This is a genomic window from Alkalihalobacillus sp. FSL W8-0930 (genome assembly GCA_037965595.1).
GTDB lineage: Bacteria > Bacillota > Bacilli > Bacillales > Bacillaceae_D > Alkalicoccobacillus.
Map to the genome: position 1 here is coordinate 1,911,529 of CP150183.1, position 23,841 is coordinate 1,935,369.

Here is a 23,841-nt window from a genome sequence, read left to right on the forward strand (position 1 = left end):
GAGCGCTCACAAGGGTTGTGGTATATTCTTAAGGATAGATATTTTGCTGTAGGAAGGAAGACTGGATTCATGGAAAAACAAAACATTGGTATTATTGGTGTTGGCGTAATGGGTAAAAGCCTTGCACTAAACCTTGAAAGTCACGGGTATTCCGTTTCAATGTACGATGTTTCAACTGAGCGTGTAAAACGCATCGTGGAACTCGAAAAAAAGGAACGACTTGTTGGTACATTTAGCCTTCAGGAATTTGTTTCTTCATTAGAGAGCCCTAAGAAAATTTTATTAATGGTACAAGCTGGTGCCGTTACCGATTCTGTCATTAATGAATTAGTTCCTCTATTGGAGCCTAATGATATTGTTATGGATGGTGGAAATACATATTATACTGATACCATTCGTCGAAATGAAACACTCGCAAAATCAGGCATCCACTTTATCGGAACTGGCGTTTCAGGTGGTGAAGAAGGAGCGTTAAAAGGACCTTCAATCATGCCTGGTGGACAAAAAGAAGCATACGAGCTTGTTCGCCCTATGTTTGAAAAGATTTCTGCAAAAGTAAACGGCGAACCTTGTACCACTTATATCGGACCAGATGGCGCAGGTCATTATGTGAAAATGGTTCATAATGGTATTGAATATGGAGACATGCAACTCATTTGTGAAGCCTACTGGTTAATGAGAGAGCATCTAGGCATGTCATCCGAAGAGTTACACCAAACATTCAAGGAATGGAACGATGGTGAACTGAATAGCTATCTAATTGAGATTACAGCTGATATCTTCACGAAGATTGATGAGAAAACAGGAAAACCTCTTGTTGATGTTATTCTTGATACGGCTGCTCAAAAAGGAACAGGAAAATGGACAAGTCAAAATTCACTTGATCTAGGTGTTCCACTTCCAATTATCACAGAATCTGTGTTTGCGCGTTTTGTCTCTGCCATGAAGGACGAACGTAAAAAAGCAAGTACAATTCTACCAAAAGCCGCGGGTAGCCCTGCTGAAGCAACACGTGAAGAGTGGATTGAGTCCATTCGCCAAGCGTTATATTTCAGTAAGGTTATCTCATACGCTCAAGGCTTCTCTCAGCTACGCTTTGCCTCTGAGGAATTTAATTGGGATCTTCAATATGGCCAAATCGCAAGTATTTTCCGTGGTGGTTGCATTATCCGTGCTGGCTTCCTACAAAACATCATGGATGCATACGAAAAAGAGCCTCAATTAAACAATCTGCTTCTAGACTCTTATTTCGTGGACATTGCGAAGAACTATCAGCAATCATTACGTGACATCGTATCACTTGCTGCTCAGACTGGTTTGCCTACTCCAGGCTTCGCTAGCGCCCTGTCATACTATGATAGCTATCGTTCAGAAACATTGCCTGCAAACCTTCTACAAGCTCAACGTGATTACTTTGGAGCCCATACGTACAAACGTATTGACGAAGATGGCGTATTCCACACAAACTGGTTAGAGTCTTAAGCACAAGATTCTTACCTAAAAATAAAAGGTAAATGATTCGTCACTGAATCATTTACCTTTTTTATTATCATTTAAAAAAAAGCAAAACACGAATATAGCACATAATCCGTTCCAGGAGAATCGGGTTCTCCCTCCGCTTGTTCAATTAAAATCACAAATGGCGAATGATTCTTCAATCGAATCATTCGCCATTTACTAGTTCATTTTTAGTTTTGTCCCAAACTCATTGCTACGTTTACTACATGTCCTCAATAGGCCACCATTTGAATCCGTCGCCCTCAAGTAGCTCGTCCGCTTCTTTTGGTCCCATGGATCCAGATGGATAGGATGGAAGCTTGGTTTGGTCTTCATCCCATGCTTCACTAATTGCGTCAATATAGGCCCATGAAAGATTAACCTCATCCCAATGCGCAAAGTTTGTCGCGTCACCAATCATGCAATCATAAAGTAAACGTTCGTAGGCTTCCGGCGTATTAATTCCGTCTATGCCATTGTTCGAATAATTTAAGTTAACTGGACTAGTATCACCTGTTGTACCGATTTTCTTCCCGTTAAGCATTAAGCTCATGCCTTCATCCGGTTGAATGTGAATAACAAGCAGGTTGGCACCATTGTTCTCAACTTTGTCATGATATAGATTATGTGGTTGTGGCTTGAATTCAATCACAATCTTTGTTGATTTAGCTGCCATACGTTTTCCTGTTCGAATGTAGAAAGGCACACCTGCCCAGCGGTAGTTATCAATTAATAATTTTCCTGCTACATATGTTTCAGTTTGAGATTCTGGCGATACATTGTTTTCTTTTAAGTATCCTTGAACAGACTCCCCTTTATATGTTCCTTGGCCGTATTGTGCTCGAACAAAGGATTCAATGACCTTTTGGTTTCTGATCGGTCTTAATGCACGTAACACCTTAATTTTTTCACTACGAATTTCTTCCGTGCTAAGACGTAATGGTGGCTCCATTGCAAGAAGTGTGACCATTTGCATTAAGTGGTTTTGTACCATGTCTCTAAGAGCACCAGAATTCTCATAATACCCACCACGATCCTCAACACCAAGCTGTTCACTTGACGTTACTTGAATGTTCGCAATGTGCTGATTGTTCCATAAAGGTTCAAACACTGCATTTGCAAAACGAATCACCTGAATATTTTGAACCATCTCTTTACCTAAGTAATGATCAATCCGATAAATTTCGTCTTCATGGAAGGCTTCACGGATTTCACTGTTTAATTTCTCAGCTGAAGGTAGATCGTGACCAAACGGCTTTTCGATCACAAGCCTTGTCCATCCTTCAGTATCGGTAACACCTTCAGATTTCAGGTATTGAGCAATTGTTCCAAAGAACTCTGGGGCCATCGCCATGTAGAAAATACGGTTTCCACCAATTTGATAACGCTCATCGAGTGTTTCAAGCATGTTTTTCAAATCTGTATATGATTCCTGGCTCGTTACATTAAATGGCTTGTAATAGAATTGATTACAAAACTCATCTAAGTTTGTATGATCGCCCTTGATTTCTGATTGGATGGACTCTCTTACTTGATTTCTGAGTGTCTCATCTGACCATTCTCTTCTTCCTATCCCAACAACGGCAAATTGCTCGCTAATGCTACCTTGCTGAAATAAACGAAAAAGTGAAGGAAATAGCTTTCTTTTAGCCAGATCTCCTGTTGCTCCAAAAATAACAATAATTGATTTAGGCTGCTCACTGTTTTGCATAAGATACCTCTTTTCTGACTAAAGTTGTTCAATCTTTACTTTTGGTTATGTAAGGAAGTAATATTACTACCAAACTTCAATTAGTATACAGCAAAATCTCATTTTTAGAAATTTCTCTGCTTATTAATTTTAAAAAAAGTAAATCAGCTTGCCAAGATGAGGGCAAGCTGACAGATGTAAACGTCATCTTATATAGTTGTAACTCTAGATCGCTTAAACTATTCGTATGACGGTGTTGTTCCTGATTTTTTCATCCGCGGTCTTAACCTACGAATGGCAGTAAACAACAGGAGTGAGATAAGCAACAGATAAAAGCTCACAAAAAACCACCACGGACTAAAGCTCCAACCGGAGTACTCCTGAAGAAGGATTAGTGGGGATTGATCAAATAATCCGTAGAGCATAATTGGAATGTTAATGGATGCAAGGATAAAAGGCCATGGAAAGCCTGCCCCATCTACTGTATAGGCATCTCCAAAAATACTCATCATCAACGTAATTAACGCAAATCCTCCCGTTAGAAAGAAAGCTATCCCATATGAAGAGACCATCGAAACAATCGTTTTTTGAAAAAAGGTCGATGTCCAAATACCAATAGCTGCGATTGTTATCATAGTAAGAACAAATATACCGATTGCTGATAGTAAAAGTGAAGGTGAAACTCCACCATAAAGAAAGACCATTGTATATAACGGCAAAGATGCAATGAGATAAACCAATAAATAAGCAAGCGAAGCGATCATTTTACTAATAATAATAACTGAAGAAGATTGAGCGGTCGTTAATAGAATAGGGAGTGTTTGACGCTCTCTCTCGGAACTAATAACACCTGCTGTTAATCCTGGTGTCACAAAAATAAATAAAGCGAGTTGAAACAAACAAAGAACTAGAAAGATCCCCCTACTTTCCGCAGGCTGAAAGGCATGATTTGCATCAAAGCTCATATACGCACCCATATACCCAAGGACGAGTAAACCAAGCACTGTTAAGTAGATTGCGATACCTAGATAGCTTTTAAACGAGCGGAATCTTAACTTTATTTCTTTCATTAACACGGGATTGTTTATCCATTTATTCATCGGTTGTCCACTCCTTTTGTGATATCCATAAAGATATCCTCTAAATCAGTGTCAACCTGGTTGAAGCTCAATAATGGTAAGTTTGCTTCAATCGCTCGCTTTAGCAGGTCCTTCTGATCAAAGTCAGAGCCCTTATATTCAAATTCAATTTCGCCTTCCTTCAAGGTATGAATACTCAATACATCCTCTTCCCTCTCTAGAAAGGATATGACCTCAACATGCGCACCAAATGTCCGAATTTGTATCACTTTTTGTTGTTGAAGTTTATCATGAATATCACTTACACTACCATTCGCGACTAACGTTCCTTGGTCTACAACACCTATTTGATCACACATCTCTGCAAGCTCGGGTAAAATATGAGAAGAAATGATAATGGTTTTATTCATTGACTTTAAGCTGCGTAGAATGTCGCGCATTTCAACTCGCGCCCGTGGGTCTAAGCCCGATGCTGGTTCATCTAAGATAAGTACCTCAGGATTATGAATGAGACATCTTGCTAAACATAACCTCTGCTTCATTCCTCGAGACAGCACATCAACGTAATCATTTATTTTATGAGATAGTTGAACAAGTTCTAGTAATTCTGGAATCAGTTTCTTACGCTCTGAAATCGACAATCCATAACTTGCACCATAAAAATCTAAATACTCGGATGTTCGTAATTGATCATATACCCCAAAGAAATCTGGCATGTAACCAATTTTACGTCTAACTTCTGAAGGGTTTGCACTCACATCAATTCCATCGATTAAGGCCGTACCAGAAGTCGGAACCATTAACGTTGCTAGAATTTGGAACGTAGTTGATTTGCCTGCCCCGTTCTGTCCAACTAGCCCGTAAACCGTCCCTTTTTTCACATGAATATTTAGCCCGTTAAGTGCCGTATTCGATCCGTAACGCTTTGTCAGATCTATGGTTTCAATCATTCTTAAATTCACCTTTCAAGTTAATCTGAGGTATATTTAAAGTGTCTCTTGAATCGTTTTTATTCAATTTAAGTTGAATATCTCCCCAATCATCGATATAGAGTGTTGGATCATCGAATGTCACTTGACCAGAAATGTCCTCATAGGTTTCGTCCTTCACATTATACAGTTGAACAATCGAGTCTGAGCTACTGATAACGGAAAGGCTCAATTCATTAAAAACAAATGAATCCTCCATTAAATCAGTAGGAACTGAAAACATCAGCTCGTATTGTCCATTTTCAGCAAAAATCGTTCGTTCACCCAAAGCAACTTCCTCTTCAAAGTAAATATCACCTGTATAACTATATCCTGAGGGCATGAGATCTTTATTATCTAATGAAAGCTGACCCTGTTGTTCTGATTGAACATTCACTGGTTGAATGATTAAGTTGTTAACTTTAAGAATGCCCTCGCTTCCATTTAATAATGGATGTAGAATTGAATCCTTTGATAAGCCAGCAATAGCAGGTAATCCTTTTGAATAGATCTCATCTGAGAAAGAAGCCTCAAACAGCCTATTTTCAACAAGCTCTGGCAATGTTAAATCTTCTTCATAATCATAAGCATAACTGTTATTAGTAGGTGTAAATAATGTCTTTCCAGCTAGCGTAAATGAAACCTGCTTTGATTCTCCTGTGTTAAGTGGTCCAAGTGTGACTTTCTCAGTACCTGCCATGAAGTAGATGGCTTCATAATCGAATTTGGTCTGATTTGTGATTGTCCCTTCAATTTCATTGTTCTTAAACGTTAAATCTGTTTCAAACATTCCAGCCTCTACATTTGAAATTGATCCAACTGCATTAGAGATAGACCAAAATTCTCGATTTTCAAAAGTAAGTATCTGTTCTTTATCCGAGTGGACTACACTAGAGTTTCTTTTCTTATCTAATGTGTTAAAAAATAGATTATCAATTAAAGGAACAGGTGTGTAATCTTGATCTTTAAATGCTAACGAATAGCTCCCTTTTTTATTATTTAAAAATGATACGCTGCCGGTTCCGTATCCGACACCAGTATGGTCTACACTCATAACTACATTTTCATTTAGTTGATGATCTTTAATTCGGTCCCTCCCGCCTACGATAAATATCATAAGGCATAAAATGATGGAAATCCCAGGGAGGATCCACCATGCATGCTCGCGTTTGTCTGCTCTTCTTAAGATAAAGTAAAGTAAAGGACACAAGATAAGAACATATCCAGCAAACACCATCACAAGATTTTTAATTGGGATAAAGGAGGACGGGAATAAGCTTGAAATACTCGTAAAGGTGTAACCGTAATTGTCATATTCTGATCCACCATAAAACGTTGGACCATTTTTAACAAAGGGGTTAAACCATTGACTCCATGCCTTCTCTGACCCTTCCCATTCTTCGAAATCACTATTAAGTGGACTTAGTAGTAATTGTGCCAACTCGCCCTTACCACTTTTAATACTAATTAAAACAGGTTCTTCTTCTTCTGTTTGTGAGTGAATCATGGATCCCTCACGAAGAGTACCTTTTTGTAATTGAATAGTCTCTTCACTGTAATCAACATTCGTAAGTTTCTTTAGAAAATTCGTATTTACCTCCACTTCTTCCCCAAGTTCTTGTAAAGGAAGCTCAGAGGCAAACATAGATTGTTCACTACCCTTAACATCTCCAGTTAATAATAAGGTTCCTCCTTCGTTCACCCACGAGTGAATAACCCTTTGTTGCTTTTCATTTAAAAGATTCAGTTCATAATCAGAAATAAGTAAAACAGACAACATATTTAAGCCCGTTCCAATTTCCGGAATTTGTTCGGGTTTGACTTCAACTACATCATATCGATGATCGGCTGTTAGCTTCATTGATTTTAACGTTTCTACCTGCTCTATAGATGAAGAAAGAACTCCAATCACTAAATCTTCACTATGAATACCTGTAGCTGTTAGAAGGCTTTTCCCTTCAAACAGCAATTCCTCTCCATCATCCCAGCCACCTTCATAAAAACGAATCGTTTTGACTGTCGTCGTCCCGGTCATAGCCGTGTAATCAAAACTCGGAATACTTACAGTAAAAGATGTATCTGATTGCGCAGGTATATCAACAGAATGTAAGAAATCTGTTGGTTCTGTTGAACTTGAAGGACTGATACTAAAAGCTAAATCTCCTGAAATATCCCGGTCACTTACATTGATTATTGTGACAACAACGGGGAATCCAGTATAAGGGTTTGCTTTGTTCTCGAAGCCTATATCCATCTGAATTGATAAGTCTCTTTCATGATCAGCTTTAACTGTGACCGGAAACATGATAAGTGCTAGCATCACAATAATGATACAAATTAAGCTTTTTTTACTCATTACAATTCCCGCTTTCCGCTCAAAATCTTTCCTCACTCTTCTTTTAAGATAGCATAATTGTTTTTGTTTTTTTCTCAAGTTTTTCTAAATTCTTTTAATCAAATGTCAGAATCCGTCGAAACAACCGAAGTTTTTTGCAGATAAGTGTCGTAAGAAATGTAGAGGAAATAGAAGGAATTAATAGAATATTTGTTAATGAGGGAATAAATGAACGTGGAGGATTAGAGAATGAGCTCGATCTTAAGAAAAAAAGAGACTATAAAAAGACATGTTTATTCAAATAGCGAGTTAGGGAAAACGACAACTCTGCATGATTTTTTAATAGAACATTCATTGGAACGCGAGGAACTCTACAGGATATTAGATGTATTAGTTGAAGAAGAAGCTATTCAATGGACAAGTGAGGAACAAGTCGTTTCATTTCCTTTACCTGAATGGTATGAGAAGCAATTACAGCAAATGACGTCCTGTCATTTGCTGGCTTTAGGCCAGCGCCAATTAAACAAACGACAAACTCGTTACGAATGAACGTGAAGTTTGCCGTTTGTTTGATTATGTATAGAGGATGACGTCATACGCTATTTAAATCTTTAACGAATTTTTCAAATCGCTTATTTTGTTCGTTTAATGATTCTATATTTTCCATAAATGTGGCAACCAATTGCGCCTGATCAGATGAAGCACTCGAAATGTCACTAATTTCTTCTTGCATTCGTTTAACCGAGTTTTGTACATTTGATACATTTTCATCAATCTGATTGGCCGCTTTTTTTGTTTCATCAGAAAGCTTACGAACTTCTGTTGCTACGACGCCGAAGCCTGCACCCGCTTGACCCACACGTGCGGCCTCAATCGCTGCATTTAACCCAATTAAGTTTGTCTGTCTGGATATATCACCAATAAAGTTTGTAATCTCAGCAACACTGCCTGATTCATCTACTGTTTTTACAGCATTTTTCAATAACTGATCAGATGTAGCTGAAAGTTGTTCAGAATGTGCAGCTACTTGTTGGATCCCGCTCAACAAATTATCTGAAATCGCTGACGTCTGGCTCATTAATTCATTTAACTTCTTTTTGTTTTTGTGACTAAAGTTCGCTGTTAAAATAGCAACAATCTGTCCTGTCTCATCTTTTATTGGAACAAATACCACATCAAAGGCCACTCCAAATAATTCCTCTGGAATCTCCCCATACGTTACATCGTTATTTTTAATATCTTTAAAATTTGTATGTGGTTCAACTAGAGGATCCCCTGGTTTTTGGCCAATTTTTAAAGAATCACTGTCACACCAGTATAATACTTTTTCATGATCATATACAGATAATGCGACATCCCCTTTAAGCATTTGCTTTATAAATGGCATACTCGCAACTAATCCATCAACGATAGTCATTTTCATCTACCCCTTTCTAGAAATACTTTTTTTATATCGGCTATTCCATTCATTTACTTAACAACATCTTACAAATTAAAAAGAAGCCCTCCTAATGATTTCTCACTAAGAAGGCTAATTACGTTATAAATCATTTAATGACTGAACATATTTTTTAAATTCTTGATTTTGTTGGTTAAGTGTCTCTATGTTTTTCATGAAATCTGTCACTAACTGGGCTTGATCATTTGATGCATCTGTAATATCACTGATTTCCTGTTGCATTTGTTTAATGGACCCTTGAATGTTCGACAACGTCTGATCAATTTGATTGGCTGCTTTTTTTGTTTCATCTGAAAGTTTGCGGACTTCTGTTGCAACTACTCCAAAGCCTGCACCCGCTTGACCTACTCTTGCCGCCTCTATTGCTGCATTTAAGCCAATCAGGTTTGTCTGTCTTGATATATCGCCAATAAAATTCGTCACTTCAGCCACTGCGTTTGATTGATCTACCGTTTTTACTGCATTTTTTAATAGCTGGTCTGAGGTTGCAGATAGCTGCTGTGAATGCGCAGCAACCTGCTGAATTCCACTTAGAAGCTGATCTGAAATCTCCGAGGTTTCCCCCATCAATTCTTCAATTCGATCGAGTTCCCGACGACTGATGTTTATACTTAGTACGGCCAAGATTTGATTATCATTATCTAAAAAGGGGATATACGTAATATCATACGCATGTCCATAGAGTTCTTCTGGTATCACAGTATAGGTTACATCATTATTATTAATGCAACTAAAATTTTCAAAGCCTTTTTCAAGCGGATCCCCTGCTTTCGCATTAATATCAAGGGTGGCACTTCCACTAAAAAATATGATCTTTTCTTTGTCAAATAGGCTCAAAGCCACATCACCTTTGAACGCTTTTTTTAACAATGGCATATTTTTCGTTAAACCTTCAACAAACTCCATTCCCATACTTCCTCTCTATCTATCAACATATGAAGAATATATCGGAAGAAGGGTTTCATTCGTGTAGATAAGTCTCAACAAAAAGTACAGAAAACCCGTGTAAAACTATGTTTAGAGAATAAAAGGAATTATTGTAGGATTAAATCAATCTCCTTTAATTCTTCAGTCGAGAATGACAGATTCTTTAGAGCTTGAACATTCTCCTTAATTTGACTGACTCTGCTTGCCCCGATTAGTGCTGATGTGATTTGCCCTTCTCTAAGCACCCAGGCTAATGACATTTGTGCAAGCGTTTGACCTCGTTCATGTGCAATCTCGTTTAATCGGTTTAAGCGATTGACCACATCTTGATTGATTTGTTCTTGACTAAGGAAACGACTTGCTCCACCCGCCCGTGAATCAAGAGGCACAGATCCGTCTAAGTATTTGTTCGTTAAAAGCCCCTGTGCTAACGCACAAAATGCAATAGAGCCTACTCCATTTTCGTTTAATACTCCTAGTAACTCATCTTCTATTCCGCGATTTAGCATGGAATAGTTCGGTTGATGGATGAGGAGTGGTGTTCCTAGATCAGCAAGAATGCGAGCGGCTTCTTTCGTTTCGGCAGGACTATAACTTGATATGCCAACATAGAGGGCTTTCCCCTGACGAACGATTTGATGCAAGGCACCCATCGTTTCTTCTAATGGCGTATCCGGATCTGGTCGATGAGAATAAAAAATATCAACATAATCTAATTTCATCCGCTGTAAGCTTTGGTCAAGACTTGCAATGAGGTTTTTCTTAGAGCCCCACTCTCCGTAAGGACCTGGCCACATATAATAGCCTGCTTTTGAAGAGATAATAAGCTCATCCCGATACGGTGCAAAGTCCGTTTGAAGAATTCGCCCAAACATTTCCTCTGCTGAACCTGCAGGAGGTCCATAATTATTCGCTAAATCAAAATGAGTAATCCCATGATCAAATGCACTCCTTACCATCGCACGACCATTCTCATATGAATCTACACCACCAAAGTTGTGCCATAGCCCAAGTGACAAGGCAGGTAGTTTTAAACCGGAATTGCCCGTTCGACGGTAAGGCATAGTACTGTATCTTTGTTCAGCAGCAACGTAACTCAAATAACCATCTCCTCGTAAGCGTTATCATTATTTTATAGAGTATCACAATAAGACATAAGAGTCTCCTGTGAACTCGTGTTTTTATAAATCTCGTTCCTTATCTCCATCACGGATTTGGATGTTAAAAGAGTTGGTATATCCACTCATATCTACGTCATCGGATGATGTTTGATTTATTTCAATCATGTGAGTTGATCTCGGTTTTAATTGAATGTGTTCCCACTCGTATAAAAGAAATCCATCTGTCTGATAATTATCATATATATTTAATTGGAAGTTCACTTCATCTGAAGAATGATTTTTAAGCTCCACCTCACACATGGTGTCCCTTCCATCATACGTACAAGTGGATTCCTCGTCATTATAAGACAAAGCATCCACCCCTGTGGCCAAGGTATATTGATATAAATGAACGACTTTCATTGGCAACCAACCAACAACGATAACCATCAAGACGGTGAGAACAGCACGATGATTAGAGAGCGAGCGAACAAAAAGAACAATAGCTAAGATAAAAAGAATGAAGGACACCCACTCTAAAAGCTGTACTCCCGTGCGACTGCTTAGATTAAAAAGAAATAGATCACTTGATCCAGAGCCTACAAACCGAACATTCGGAGAAGGAAGCCGATATAAAACCAGTAAAATAAAAATAAAAATGGACCCTAAAAGTAACCATTTGTTACGAATCATATGTCACCCCGATATTGGATTATTTTATCAATCATAGCACAATACGGCACTCATGAATAAAAAAAGCTGCAAAACATTTTATGTTTTGCAGCTCAGGATTAATAGATTAATCCAACAACTGTAGCAGTTAGGAAGCTAACTAAGGTGGCTCCAAATAATAACTTTAAACCAAACCTGGCAACCATATTCCCCTTCTCTTCATTTAATCCTTTTACTGCACCGGATATAATTCCGATAGACGAAAAGTTAGCGAAGGATACTAGGAAAACAGATACAATGGCTTCTGATCGATCACTTAATGAACCAGCACCTTCAGAGAGAATTTGCATGGCGACAAACTCATTTGAGACAAGCTTTGTTGCCATAATGCTGCCTGAGTACACAGCCTCATTCCAAGGTACACCCATTAAGAACGCAAATGGAGCAAAAATATAACCAAGTAAGTCTTGGAATGAAATGCCGAGGATTGCATTAAAGATTCCGTTAATCATCGCGATTAATGCGACAAAACCAAGAAGCATGGCGGCGACCACAACGGCTACTTTAAAACCATCCATGATGTATTCGCCTAGCATTTCGAAGAAGGATTGTCTCTCTTCTTCTTCCACGACGATTAAATCCTCCTCCTCAGTTACGTGATACGGATTAATAATAGATGCGATAATAAAGCCACCAAATAAGTTTAAGACAATAGCTGTCACAACATAAGCCGGATTAATTAAGGTCATATATGCTCCAACAATTGACATAGATACGGTAGACATCGCAGATGCACATAATGTATACATACGGTGTTTAGGTAGTAGATGTAGCTGTTTTTTTAATGAAATAAATACCTCAGATTGTCCCAATATAGCTGAGGCCACCGCATTGTAGGATTCTAATTTACCCATTCCATTTATTTTACTTAAGGCAAATCCAATGTATTTAACAATGAAGGGTAGAATTCTCCAATGCTGTAGAATACCGATTAAGGCAGAGATAAATACAATAGGCAATAACACATTCATAAAAAAAGGAGATTCCCCTGGATTCATCAAACCTCCAAACACAAATTGAATCCCTTCAGCAGCATAGTTCAGCAACCGTTCAAATCCGTTCGCTATCCCACTAATGATAAATTGTCCAACACTCGTAACGAGTAGTATGTATCCTAAAATAAATTGCAAGACAATCATAACAATGATTGGACGTAGTTTTACCTGCTTTTTATTACTACTTGCAAGCCAGGCAATGACCAAAAAGAGGAGTAATCCAAGTCCTCCAATAATATACTTCAAATCCATCAATCCTTCCGTTTCAAACATAACTGGTTCTAAGCAAATGACTCTCAGACCCTTTGTTAGTATGACATAATTAGTCCCCCTACATACAAGAGAAAACGTGCGTAAAATAAAATGTTTTAATACTAAAATTCTTCTTACTCTTTGCCCTTTTTTGAATTTCTGCAAACAAAAAAGCAAACACCAAGTTTCAGTGCTTGCTCTAAACATTAGCTAGAGAATTTTTGATAACAATCGTTCAAAATGAATTCTCCACTTCTCTGCTAAATCCTTTTCTTGTAAAAGCAACTCAATTTGATTTTTATCTTTTACTTGTTGAAAGAATAAACGATTTGCTTGAAGGACAGAAATTCTTTGTTTACCTTTATCAATCAGCCTAATCACTGAGTTTGAAGTAATTACTCCCTCTTCTACTACTTTTGCAAAGTAGCCAGTGTAGCCTGTTTCAATCATCTGTTTGAACAGCCCATCTAGTCCAGTCCTGCGATCAATTGTGTTACACGGGACGCGCCCCTGTGTAATGACTACAATTGCCTCACCAATTTGATAGACATCGCCGATACAAACCTCGTCTTCAAGCATTCCACTAACCGTTATATTTTCACCAAAGGCTGCTGTATCAAGAGAATCTTGATAGATGTCATTCCAGTATTTATAACGTTCATCCGCATAAAAACAAACCGCGCGTTCTACCCCACCATGATGTTTTAAATCAGCTACTCCGTCTCCCTCAAAACCGTCTACCTTAAGTAACACCCGATCTGTTGTCTGTTTTTTTATTGCCGTACTCATTTCTTTGTTTCCAGCGTATTGCATAACTTTTGGCTTTCCGACTGCAACATGTACTAATTGATAATTTTCCATGAAAACTCCTTAAATGCTTTTTATTTTATCTTATCAGATGATTTAAAGAATGGGCATACAATTTCGAAATAGATAGACAGGTCGTATTACATGTAAACGTAAAAAAGCTCTGAAACCCTAAATCTTAAAATTAAGTTTACATAATAATATTATAATAATCTTATCATTCACTTCCAAAAGATGGTTGCGCTTTGTTTTGTTTCGGTGTACTATTCAAGTAATACACCAAGTCATTCAACTATACTTTTCTGCTTTACATAATTTCTTGATTAAAACTTTAGAAAAGCTTGAGAAATAACCACCTTTTTTTGTGCTATCTTATTAATCATGGTTTGATTTCACGCATACACATCTTACATGCTTGTAAGACTTTTGAAAGATAAATGGATTTGAGCTTCTACTCGATTATCGTATTCTATATCTACTTATATCAACATTACATCTATTAACTGTTCTAAAAAAGGGGTTTATTAACCATGAGAATTGCATTATTTACAGATACGTACCATCCACAAATTAATGGTGTCGCTACCTCTATTATGGTTCTTGAAAAATATCTTCAACAAAGAGGTCACGATGTGTACGTTTTTACTTCTTCAGATTCCCATGCTGACCTTACAGAAGAAAATGGAAAGGTTTTTCGTTTCCCAAGCTTAGGAGCTTTATTTGTACCAGAACGTCGCTTAGCCGTTGCAGGACTGTCAAGAGCTTCTCAGCTCATTGAAAACTTAGACATTGACCTTATTCATACGCACACTGAATTTTCAATGGGTGTAATGGGGAAAATACTAGCGAAGAAATATCATCTTCCTTGTATTCATACGTATCATACGATGTACAAGGATTATCTCCATTACATTGCAAAGGGAAAATTAATCCCCCCTTCTCTTGTTGGAGTCTTATCACGTCTATATTGTAAAAAGACATATGCTGTTATTGCTCCTACAGAAAAGGTAAAAAAACAGTTAGAACTATACAACATACGTGGATCCATTCGCACAATCCCTACAGGCATTGATTTTGGAACGTTTAAGCGAGATTTTAAACGAATTGAAGCAGTCCAACATATAAAAGAAAAGCTACAGCTTCAGCCTAACGATACGATTTTATTAAGTGTAGGAAGAATTGCTCAAGAAAAAAATATGCGCGCATTAATAGAGTCTCTTCCTGTCATTCTACGCAAGCAACCGTCAGTCAAGCTGGTGATGGTAGGTGATGGGCCTGAAAAGAAAGAACTCATGCAATTAACCAAAAAATTTGGCCTAACTGAATATGTAAGGTTTACAGGTGCCATCCCTTGGTCTGATATTCCAGCCTACTATCATATGGCCGACTTATTCTTAAGTGCCTCTACCTCTGAAACACAAGGCCTGACCTATATTGAAGCTATGGCTTCCGGATTGCCGGTCGTAGCAAAAAAAGATCCTAGTATTGAAGAGCTTATAATTGATCAAAAAACAGGATTCTTATTTAAAGACGACCATGAGCTCGCTGAAACACTTATCCTAATTTTAAATCAACCAGAACGATTTCGTTCCATTAAACAACAAGCAAAAAGGCATATTGAGCGCTTATCTGCTGAACATTTTGCCAATCAAATGGAGCAAGTTTATGAAGAAGCTGTGTATTCCTACGCAACATCGCATCACTTATTCCGAACACTTAACAAGAAAGAGAGACTCTCATGATTCGATTAACCATGTTTTCATCCGCTGAAAAAGTAAAAGGGCAAGGCGTTGCTTCTGCATATCGAGAATTAATCAATTTATTATTTAATCAAACAGAACTGTATGATATGAAAATTAATACGTATCGATCTACAGATATATCTCATTATCATACAGTTGACCTGCCCTTTTATGTTTCAACATTTTCAAAAAAACGCGGGGTTAAAGTTGGCTATGTTCACTTTATTCCAGAGACGGTTGATGATAGTCTTCAACTACCTAAATGGTTTAGGCGATTTTTCTATGCGTATTTGATTTCTTTTTACAAACGGATGGACAAACTTGTTGTTGTGAATCCCGCATTCATTTCGAAGCTCGAAGCGTATGGTATTGCGAAAAATAAAATTGAGTACATTCCAAACTTTGTTTCAAATCAAACGTTTTATCCTATGGATCCAATTAAACGAAACCAACTCAAGGAACAGCATGTGCCCTCAAAAGCATTCACAGTACTTGGAGCAGGACAAATACAGCAACGTAAAGGTGTACTTGATTTTATCGAAGTGGCTAAAAAGCTTCCTGATGTTCAATTCATCTGGGTTGGAGGATTTTCATTTGGAAAAATAACATCTGGTTATAAAGAACTTAAGTTAATCGTAGACAACCCACCGAAAAATGTTCTCTTTACTGGTATTGTTGATCGTGAACAAATGAACATGTATTTTAACCTAGCCGATGTCATGTTCCTTCCATCGTTTCACGAGCTTTTTCCGATGACCATTTTAGAAGGGATGAGCTGCGAGCGACCAATATTACTTAGAGACCTAGAGTTATATGAAGACATCTTGTTTGATTACTATTTAAAAGCATCGTCTATTGAAGGATTTGTAGAGGCGATTACTCAATTACAGAACGATTCAAAGTATTATGAAGCGGCAAGGATGTCTGCAGCTAAAGGAGCATACCATTACTCTGAAGAACGATTAACAGAGATTTGGCAAGACTTTTACCATGGTCTAGAGGGTATAACAAGATGAAGTCGGTCCGAAGTCATCTACTAAACATATCCTTACTCTTGCTCATTACTGGTGGGGTTCTTTTTTTTATTTTCCGTGAGTTAAGCTGGTATGATGTAAAAGAGGATCTTGCAACCATGCATTTTGGCTGGTTCATCGCTGGTGCTGGTGCGATTATCTTAAGCTGGTTCTTTGAAGCAATTGTTCTACATAACATGACGAATACTGATCAAACCAACGTACGCTTCGGCTCTACTTTAAAAATTACAATGGTCGGTTTGTTGTTTAACAATATTACCCCCTCCTCCAGTGGTGGACAGCCTGCACAGTTGTTTATGTTGTTTAAACGTGGAGTAGATGTAAGTAAAGCAAGCTCCGTTCTACTGATCAAATTCATTTTGTTTCAGACCATTTTAGTGTTACTCTTTCTTGGGATCCTTGTATTTGGATATCAAGATTTAGCTGCCATCGTACCAAACATGAAGTACTTTATCTTAATAGGATTTATCATTAATTTAAGTGTGATCACTTGTTTACTTCTGATTTGCTTTAGCAAGAAATCTATTCTGATTCTCATACGCTTAGTTTTATACCCTATCTCTTTAGTTAAAAAAGAACTAGCTGAAAAATGGAGAGATTCATTGCATGAAAAGGTTCTTACGTTCCATGAAGAAAGCAGAAGACTTATTCATGAACGGACTCTTCTTCTTCAATGTTCAATGTACACGATCCTACAGCTGATGTTCTTTTTAATCGTTCCTTACTTTGTTTTTTTAAGTTTAGGATATAGTGAGTTGAGTTTATTTAGTGCCATCGCTTTTCACGCATTCATTATGATGTTTGCATCAGTCATACCTACTCCAGGTGGTAGTGGCGCGGGGGAATATAGTTTTACATTACTGTTTGGCACAATCGTAGCTCAAACAGACTTATTAGTCGGTCTTTTAATCTGGAGAATTCTCACAGCGTACAGTCCTGCTATCATTGGTGCATTAAGTTTCGCTATCCGTTTGAACAAACCAAAAAAAGAACCAACCAAAGGAGTGTCCTAACTGGATGCTTCTTTTTTTGGTCTAGTCGCCATATTGATTTCATACAGATAGATGGAACCCTCGCAAGAAAGGAGGCTTTTATGATTACGATTGCTGGAAAGTTGATTTCAGATGCTCAGTTAAATACAATCCCGTTGTCTTCGAAACGTCGAGCCGTGCTAAGTAGTATTGCAACAAACCAAACGATGTATGTCTTTCAATCCATGGAGGAATTACTTTTTGAAGTAAAAGTAAGAGCAAATACGACGCAAGCATCTTATGACTTAGCCACAAGTGGAGTTGGCTTTGCTGATTTTGATCATTCAACCTGTAATCAGGCGCTTTGGACACTAACAAGAGAGGGCGGATTCCTTCTAAAACCATCGATTACTCCTCAAAGAGGAATAGACGATATCTTTAATAATGGTCGCTTGTATTCCTTTGAATGTGCCGTAGCAATTATTATTATCTTTTACAAAGCAACCTTAGACTCAATTGGTGCCACAGCATTTAATCAGCTATTTAGAGGGCTATATTTATTTTCATGGAGATATGATGAGGATCTTCATTTAATTAGTCATTCAGGCTCTGATTTCTTACCAGGAGATTGTGTATACTTTAACAACCCCGATTTTAATCCAGCAACCCCTGAATGGCGCGGGGAAAATACAATTGTTATGGACTACGATTTGTATTTCGGTCATGGAATCGGAATTTCCTCAGGTGCGGATATTATCAAATCACTTAATGAAGAACGTTTCCCAGGAGCTAGGCAATCCGCATACCTTGAAAACCGAATTACTCACCCCGAGTATAGATACCTCGGGGGGTAAAGGAGTTGGAGATACGACAGATGTCTCCAACTCCTTGTTGTATTACTGCGTTGAATGGAGCTCTATTTGTTCCACTACATCGTTCGTTACATAAAACGAAAGCTCAACTTCATGATCACGATATATCATTTTTTGTATATGTGTTTCTACTTCCTTTTGTTCAGTTACCTCTCCGTACTGGTCAATCACATCTTCAAGCGAATCTCCAAGCGATATCCCTTTACTTGTCTCGACTTCAGGATGTAATGAAGTTAAATGAACAACTTGATTTGAAGAATCAAAAGAAATCAGCATCTGTTCATATTCAAACGTGTGAGCATAGTTTGAGATTGTATCATCATTTACGATCATAAGCTTAGATGGTTCAAACTCAGTAATTGGTGTGTTTAAACGAATTTGATTGAGCGATTCATTCGAAAGGTCTAATACCTCTTCCTTTGATTCCGCTTGAAAGTAAAGTTGTAATGAAAATAATCCAAGTATACTTATTAAGCATGCAATACATGCGATCCATCTTCTTTTCAAACCATTCACTCCATCTATTTGTCCTACCATTAGAATGAACCATGATTCTAAAGAAACTCTAAACTACGTATCAATATTTTGTGAAGTTGTGATAAATTTTAAATAAGACGTAAATATAAAGATGTCTTAACTGACGTGGTTTAGGGTAAAGTAGGAAAAAAGTGAAGATTCGAAGGAGGACTAGATGTTTTTAATTAGTTTTATTGTAAGCATTATTGTATCAACGGCTATGTATCTTATTCAAAGAAAGTGGACCATGTTTCGCTCCATTTTTGATATCATAGCCCTCCTCTGTCTGCTTGTATTCAGCAGTATTGCAGCAAGTGCGATTTACGAGGTTTTGATAAACCATACTGTATTTATGACAAACATTCATGCACTGTTTTTGAATGGGTATTTCCTAGTTTCTGGAGCATATGTCTTGATGTATAGCATGTACAAGCTAATCAAAATGGTTGTTCGCCCTACTTAACGCTCTTCTCGAGTGAACACAGCCAAATTCCCATCTGTTCCTCCCATTGCAGATTGAGGCGCAAAACTAAGTAATTGCCATCCCTCACTTGCTATTTCATTTATTAAAGATTCGACTTTAGCCGCTTGTTTCTTTGTTACAGCAGCAGGTAATAACACCGTTTTATATTCCACATTCATCACTCCTAACTAAATGTACCTCCACTGTAACATATCGAAATTCATGAATGAACCCTAAATAAGTAGAGGAGCCATTCGCTCCCCTACCAGGTAACACATCCCTATAGAATGTCTAGTCTTACAAGTAATGCAAGAAGGATTTGCAGAAGAAGCTGAATGTTGATAGCGATTTGTGTATCAACAGTTGTTACTTCTACGTTTTTAGAATTTTCAACAACTGTTTTCTGGTAGCTTAGTTGCTTGATTTTAGAGCTTTGAAGAAGTTCTTGCGTAATCTTCTCTGCTTTTTCACTATCTGCAATTGAAATACTGATGACTAAAGCGATAGCTGTTTGAAGCGATGCTTGAAGAGAAAGTGCGGCTTTGGTATCAGTAGAGTTTACTGTTACATCACAAGAATCCTTAATCAGGATATACTCTTCAGATAATTGAAGGGTTTTGTTTTCTTGAGTTGCGCCTTGAGTTTCTTTTCCTCCACGATCCATTGGATGACATGCATCTGGATCTAGTGCAGACCATCTTCTTTCAGAGCCCTCTTTTCTTTCTTCTACTTCGTGTTTATCACTCATGTTCATTCCCCTTTCATTCGGATTTAATTTAAAGTATGTCTAAAAGTGTAGATTGCTTGGACGAACGAATCAGGCCATTTGACTAAAACTTTCTACGATTCACAAAACGCCCAGAATTCTTAGATTGTTTGATCTTAGCAACTGGTTCACCATAAGCTGTACTAGGATCTCTCTCAACCACATAACTTTCCTCAACTTCAGTCTCTTTTGAAGTAAGCTTGTCGGTTAAGCTTTTTGTCATGAGCGTTGTATCAAGCGTTGGAAGACTTGGCATATCCATATCTAAATTACTTAGAAACTTCTCTACTTCTGCTTGAATGTCTAAAACAGTTCCTTTTACTTTCACTTTTTCTGTAGACGTTAATGTTTGATCCACATTCACATCATATTTGTCCAAAATTTTACCAACTACAACTTCAATTAAATGTTGGTGATTGTTCATCCAGCATCCCTCCATATTTTTTGCTCCAGATGGTAGCACCTGAAATCTCTGACCAATATCAGAATTTCTTAATAGTATATGTTAGCCACAATGGAGTGATTGGGCTGACGCTGGACTACACTCTTTCCAAACTTAAACCCTATGTCAATCTCAAAAAAGCCTATCCGCAATGGATAGGCTTTTAAACAATATAAAATAAGGACCCGAAGCGTGCCCTTTAAAACAAGTAAGAGGTTCGAGTGTGAGGAAGCTTTCTCATCACTAGAATACCTAAAGTTGCTTTAATAAACTCTTCATTCGGTTTATCTTTTGTTTTTTCTTTGAAATTGATTGAATATAAATACGGTACGTGAAATTAATTAACTTTACTCATGCTCAATCGGAATAACGATGGTTTCTTTAAATTTGTTAAAATGGTCAGTATGTTCATCTTCCCATACGAGTAAGATTTCCAAAGCAGACTCTTTCTTTGATACAGGAAAATTGGTAAAGCTTGTTAACACCTCATGACTTTTGAGCAACGGTTTAGTTTCCCGGAAGAAACCTCCCTCTTTTTTAAAACCAGATGGCGAAGCTTCGCTGCGGTACGTATGAAGGGTCATAACATTTGTTTTTTCTCTACCCTTGTTAATTGTCACAACATGAAAATTAGAACAACCTTCATCGCACTTCGCTTGCTGTTGATCACGAGTAAAGTCTGTCTTATACACTTCAACTACCCAATCAGGTGTTTCAACCTTAGAAACCAGCTCTTCCGCCTGTGCAAAATGAAATGGTATAAATAAGGTAATCAACACACCTACAATAAAAATGATGCTCTTCACATGCATACCTCCCAGATTAATCTACTGGTATGGTTTGCCAAAATGAAAAAAGCTATGTATTCATTGCGAAATAAAGTTATTCAGGATGAACATGAATGATTTTCTTTTCACCATTTCCATCAAAAATGGTTAATGTGAAGGAATCCATTCGGTTAAGCAATTCAACTGGAAATGTATCATTAAACGTAACACTATACGTTTGTTCAAGATCAGATTCGATGATGACAGGCCCAGTGGAAAGCTCTCCAATTTGACCTGGCAACATATACTCTTGAAAATAAGCATCAACTTCATCATCATGAAACCGAATATCGTATGTTATTTCAATCGATGAAGATCCTTCATTCGTTAAAACTAAACTAAAGACTTTGACAGGCTCGCTCATTGTAAAGCTTTCCATAAATTTAACATCCGCTATATTGGCCTGACAAGCAACAAGAATAGAGATGAGTGTTATTGGTATTAGCTTAAAAGATAAATTTCTCAACAGGTTCATTTAATCAACACCTACTTTGATCTACCGCGTTATCTTTTTTGTAACTCCTCAACAAATGTCGGCATTACATGTTGTCATTCATTCCTAGTTGATGATTTTTTACATTCATTTTAAGAGCCAGTTTTGAAAAATAAAGCGCTTTTGAAAATTGTTCACGTTCCTGATAATAATTAACGAGTTCGAGTGCAATTTCTTCGGCATCAAAGTACAATTGATGTTGTATTAACTCCTCAAATCCTTTCTGCATTCCATTTTCATATGAACCAATAAAAACATCTTGATAAATAAGCATCTTAGCATGATATTCATTGTCTTGCTGTGTCCATTCCTCAATTTCTTTTAATAAAGCCTGTCCAGACTCCACTTCTCCTAATCGTAAATGTATAAAAGCAAGGTCTGCTTTCGTCTTATTTCCTGTCTTTGCTAGCAAATGTTCTTTAATACTTAGAGCTTGAATAAAGATAGACTTTGCTTCCTCATATTTGTGTTGTCTTAATCGATTTAATCCCAAACTTCGTAGAATAAGTGATTTTACTTTTGGTAAATCTTCTGCTTGATATAACGCTTTATAGTAGCGTACTTCAGCTTGATCATACTTTCCTAACTCAGAATCAATAGCAGCTAATAACAAATGACCATTTAACACTTTATTTTGATAGTTAGGATTCTGCTCAAACAATTCCATAGCTTGTTCCACGTACGTTACTGCAAACAAATATTGATTGATTCGATAGTACCCATCAGCTAGACGAAGAAAAAACTCTGCCCGCTCATATTGGTCTTCTACAAATTCTAATAGCGCCTCTGCTTTATTGTACAAACGTACCGCAGATGTATACTTGCCATCGTAGTACTGCTGTTGTCCACTTATGAAATTATACATATACTTTAAATAGGACTCATTTTTACCTTCAAAAGATATAACTAATGAATGACCTGATATCTGATTTACTAGTAGGTTGTGACGCAACGATAACAGCTCATAAAAGCCAGTGACATTGGGATCAGATTCCATATTATGAATCATCTCTGTCACTTCATTTTTTAGTCTAGTCGATGCTTCAAAATCACTTTGAATCATGACATGATACCAATCCAAACATCTCGAACCTACAATAACAGATGGTATTCCCTGACTCATGGTAGTGACCCCTTTTATTGAATGGATAATTAGAATTATTTATTTTGTCTTTATTTAGTCTATCAATCTCATCATAAAAAACACTTAAAATAAATCATTTGAACCATCTTAACACAGGTTTAGCTCCCTCCGAATGTATATATGTAATAAAGGCTAATCTTCCAATGTTTTTTCATTAATTCTTAGGGTAAAGAGTTATAATAATAATAATGGAGGGCCTATGATACAGAAAAACTTCTTTATTAATGCTTTGATTACGTTTGCAATCATTTTAGCTGTTTCAATACTATTTGGCTTGATTTTTAGCAATGCAAGCGTTGGAGAAATACTCGCAGACCGTGTCGTTTTTGCAGCAATCTTTGCTATCGTTTGGACTATCCTTCAATTTGCAATTAATAAAACGTAAGTATTAATCACCAATTCAATTCACTCTTTCTTTTAAAAACAAAAACCAACAAGAGATGACATTGTATGTATCAATTTAATTTCTTTCTATGGCAGAATGCTCACCAAAGCTCAATTTCATTACTCCCTTCATCTAATCCCTTACTCTTTATCTCCCTTATCAAAAATGGAAACAATCGCAAATACGATTCCAAAAATAAAGATACCGTATTGAATGACTGACTCTCTATATGAGTTACCTGAACCAGTTATCAACAACACAATGTAGAACACTAATATAAGTAACAGTATACAAATAGAAGTTAATCTAATGAATCTTAATATATTAAATACTCCTTTTTATTCC

At 37.2% G+C, this 23,841-nt stretch carries 25 protein-coding genes; 8 read left to right on the forward strand and 17 right to left on the reverse strand.

Annotation, left to right across the window (positions count from 1 at the left end; all coding sequences use genetic code 11):
• The first annotated feature begins 69 nt into the window (after positions 1 to 69).
• Positions 70 to 1,482 carry an NADP-dependent phosphogluconate dehydrogenase gene (gndA, locus tag NSQ54_10150; protein ID WYP28432.1) on the forward strand — a complete coding sequence of 471 codons (1,413 nt, stop codon included), beginning with the start codon at positions 70 to 72 and terminating at the stop codon, positions 1,480 to 1,482.
• Between the two features lie 238 nt (positions 1,483 to 1,720).
• On the opposite strand, the gene zwf is transcribed toward gndA, so the two are convergent.
• The 4 genes from zwf to NSQ54_10170 form a co-directional block, all read right to left on the reverse strand.
• On the reverse strand, positions 1,721 to 3,208 hold the full coding sequence (gene zwf, locus NSQ54_10155) for a glucose-6-phosphate dehydrogenase (protein ID WYP28433.1): 1,488 nt from the start codon (positions 3,206 to 3,208) through the stop codon (positions 1,721 to 1,723).
• Positions 3,209 to 3,426: 218 nt separating this feature from the next.
• Positions 3,427 to 4,287 (reverse strand): ABC transporter permease subunit, encoded by an 861-nt coding sequence (locus NSQ54_10160; protein WYP28434.1) that lies wholly within the window; start codon positions 4,285 to 4,287, stop codon positions 3,427 to 3,429.
• Positions 4,284 to 5,216, reverse strand: coding sequence for an ABC transporter ATP-binding protein (locus NSQ54_10165; protein WYP28435.1), 933 nt, complete (start codon positions 5,214 to 5,216; stop codon positions 4,284 to 4,286). The genes NSQ54_10160 and NSQ54_10165 overlap by 4 nt, the downstream gene beginning before the upstream one ends.
• Entirely contained in the window at positions 5,209 to 7,590 is a 2,382-nt protein-coding gene (locus NSQ54_10170; protein WYP28436.1) for a hypothetical protein, read from the reverse strand. Before NSQ54_10170 ends, NSQ54_10165 begins: the two co-directional genes overlap by 8 nt.
• A gap of 228 nt (positions 7,591 to 7,818) precedes the next feature.
• Here NSQ54_10170 and NSQ54_10175 point away from each other — a divergent pair, with 228 nt between their 5' ends.
• The gene (locus NSQ54_10175; protein ID WYP28437.1) at positions 7,819 to 8,118 is read left to right on the forward strand and encodes a hypothetical protein; all 300 of its coding nucleotides are present in this window, start codon (positions 7,819 to 7,821) and stop codon (positions 8,116 to 8,118) included.
• A 43-nt stretch (positions 8,119 to 8,161) separates the two neighbouring features.
• Here the strand turns inward: NSQ54_10175 and NSQ54_10180 are convergent, their stop codons facing one another.
• From NSQ54_10180 to NSQ54_10205, 6 genes are all read right to left on the reverse strand, one after another.
• A complete protein-coding gene (locus NSQ54_10180; protein ID WYP28438.1) occupies positions 8,162 to 8,986 on the reverse strand; it encodes a methyl-accepting chemotaxis protein in 825 nt (274 codons plus the stop codon).
• A 123-nt stretch (positions 8,987 to 9,109) separates the two neighbouring features.
• On the reverse strand, positions 9,110 to 9,934 hold the full coding sequence (locus NSQ54_10185; protein ID WYP28439.1) for a methyl-accepting chemotaxis protein: 825 nt from the start codon (positions 9,932 to 9,934) through the stop codon (positions 9,110 to 9,112).
• Between the two features lie 128 nt (positions 9,935 to 10,062).
• Positions 10,063 to 11,055 (reverse strand): L-glyceraldehyde 3-phosphate reductase, encoded by a 993-nt coding sequence (gene mgrA / locus NSQ54_10190; GenBank protein WYP28440.1) that lies wholly within the window; start codon positions 11,053 to 11,055, stop codon positions 10,063 to 10,065.
• A gap of 81 nt (positions 11,056 to 11,136) precedes the next feature.
• Positions 11,137 to 11,748, reverse strand: coding sequence for a hypothetical protein (locus tag NSQ54_10195; GenBank protein ID WYP28441.1), 612 nt, complete (start codon positions 11,746 to 11,748; stop codon positions 11,137 to 11,139).
• Between the two features lie 98 nt (positions 11,749 to 11,846).
• Positions 11,847 to 13,028, reverse strand: coding sequence for a NupC/NupG family nucleoside CNT transporter (locus tag NSQ54_10200; protein WYP28442.1), 1,182 nt, complete (start codon positions 13,026 to 13,028; stop codon positions 11,847 to 11,849).
• Positions 13,029 to 13,244: 216 nt separating this feature from the next.
• The gene (locus NSQ54_10205; GenBank protein ID WYP28443.1) at positions 13,245 to 13,895 is read right to left on the reverse strand and encodes an MOSC domain-containing protein; all 651 of its coding nucleotides are present in this window, start codon (positions 13,893 to 13,895) and stop codon (positions 13,245 to 13,247) included.
• A gap of 476 nt (positions 13,896 to 14,371) precedes the next feature.
• On the opposite strand from NSQ54_10205, the gene NSQ54_10210 reads away from it, so the two are divergent.
• From NSQ54_10210 to NSQ54_10225, 4 genes are all read left to right on the forward strand, one after another.
• Positions 14,372 to 15,583: a glycosyltransferase family 4 protein gene (locus tag NSQ54_10210; GenBank protein WYP28444.1), complete on the forward strand. Its 1,212-nt coding sequence runs from the start codon at positions 14,372 to 14,374 to the stop codon at positions 15,581 to 15,583.
• The gene (locus tag NSQ54_10215; GenBank protein ID WYP28445.1) at positions 15,580 to 16,599 is read left to right on the forward strand and encodes a glycosyltransferase family 4 protein; all 1,020 of its coding nucleotides are present in this window, start codon (positions 15,580 to 15,582) and stop codon (positions 16,597 to 16,599) included. The genes NSQ54_10210 and NSQ54_10215 overlap by 4 nt, the downstream gene beginning before the upstream one ends.
• Positions 16,596 to 17,630: a lysylphosphatidylglycerol synthase transmembrane domain-containing protein gene (locus NSQ54_10220; GenBank protein WYP28446.1), complete on the forward strand. Its 1,035-nt coding sequence runs from the start codon at positions 16,596 to 16,598 to the stop codon at positions 17,628 to 17,630. Before NSQ54_10215 ends, NSQ54_10220 begins: the two co-directional genes overlap by 4 nt.
• An 80-nt stretch (positions 17,631 to 17,710) precedes the next feature.
• The gene (locus NSQ54_10225; protein ID WYP28447.1) at positions 17,711 to 18,442 is read left to right on the forward strand and encodes a protein-glutamine gamma-glutamyltransferase; all 732 of its coding nucleotides are present in this window, start codon (positions 17,711 to 17,713) and stop codon (positions 18,440 to 18,442) included.
• Positions 18,443 to 18,484: 42 nt separating this feature from the next.
• On the opposite strand, the gene NSQ54_10230 is transcribed toward NSQ54_10225, so the two are convergent.
• Positions 18,485 to 18,967, reverse strand: coding sequence for a hypothetical protein (locus NSQ54_10230; protein WYP28448.1), 483 nt, complete (start codon positions 18,965 to 18,967; stop codon positions 18,485 to 18,487).
• A 184-nt stretch (positions 18,968 to 19,151) separates the two neighbouring features.
• On the opposite strand from NSQ54_10230, the gene NSQ54_10235 reads away from it, so the two are divergent.
• Entirely contained in the window at positions 19,152 to 19,439 is a 288-nt protein-coding gene (locus NSQ54_10235; protein ID WYP28449.1) for a transposase, read from the forward strand.
• Here NSQ54_10235 and NSQ54_10240 read toward each other — a convergent pair.
• The 6 genes from NSQ54_10240 to NSQ54_10265 all read right to left on the reverse strand — a co-directional run bounded on the left by NSQ54_10240 (position 19,436) and on the right by NSQ54_10265 (position 23,090).
• The gene (locus tag NSQ54_10240; GenBank protein ID WYP28450.1) at positions 19,436 to 19,612 is read right to left on the reverse strand and encodes a DUF4177 domain-containing protein; all 177 of its coding nucleotides are present in this window, start codon (positions 19,610 to 19,612) and stop codon (positions 19,436 to 19,438) included. The two genes, NSQ54_10235 and NSQ54_10240, sit on opposite strands and share 4 nt — an antisense overlap.
• 107 nt (positions 19,613 to 19,719) lie before the next feature.
• Positions 19,720 to 20,187: a spore coat protein gene (locus tag NSQ54_10245; GenBank protein ID WYP28451.1), complete on the reverse strand. Its 468-nt coding sequence runs from the start codon at positions 20,185 to 20,187 to the stop codon at positions 19,720 to 19,722.
• 82 nt (positions 20,188 to 20,269) lie between these two features.
• Positions 20,270 to 20,629 carry a hypothetical protein gene (locus tag NSQ54_10250; GenBank protein ID WYP28452.1) on the reverse strand — a complete coding sequence of 120 codons (360 nt, stop codon included), beginning with the start codon at positions 20,627 to 20,629 and terminating at the stop codon, positions 20,270 to 20,272.
• Positions 20,630 to 20,994: 365 nt separating this feature from the next.
• Positions 20,995 to 21,453, reverse strand: coding sequence for a hypothetical protein (locus NSQ54_10255; GenBank protein ID WYP28453.1), 459 nt, complete (start codon positions 21,451 to 21,453; stop codon positions 20,995 to 20,997).
• A gap of 76 nt (positions 21,454 to 21,529) precedes the next feature.
• On the reverse strand, positions 21,530 to 21,949 hold the full coding sequence (locus tag NSQ54_10260; GenBank protein WYP28454.1) for a hypothetical protein: 420 nt from the start codon (positions 21,947 to 21,949) through the stop codon (positions 21,530 to 21,532).
• 64 nt (positions 21,950 to 22,013) lie between these two features.
• On the reverse strand, positions 22,014 to 23,090 hold the full coding sequence (locus NSQ54_10265; protein WYP28455.1) for a tetratricopeptide repeat protein: 1,077 nt from the start codon (positions 23,088 to 23,090) through the stop codon (positions 22,014 to 22,016).
• 220 nt (positions 23,091 to 23,310) lie between these two features.
• Between NSQ54_10265 and NSQ54_10270 the strand changes: the two genes are divergently transcribed.
• Positions 23,311 to 23,496: a hypothetical protein gene (locus NSQ54_10270; GenBank protein ID WYP28456.1), complete on the forward strand. Its 186-nt coding sequence runs from the start codon at positions 23,311 to 23,313 to the stop codon at positions 23,494 to 23,496.
• The last annotated feature ends 345 nt before the right edge of the window (positions 23,497 to 23,841 follow it).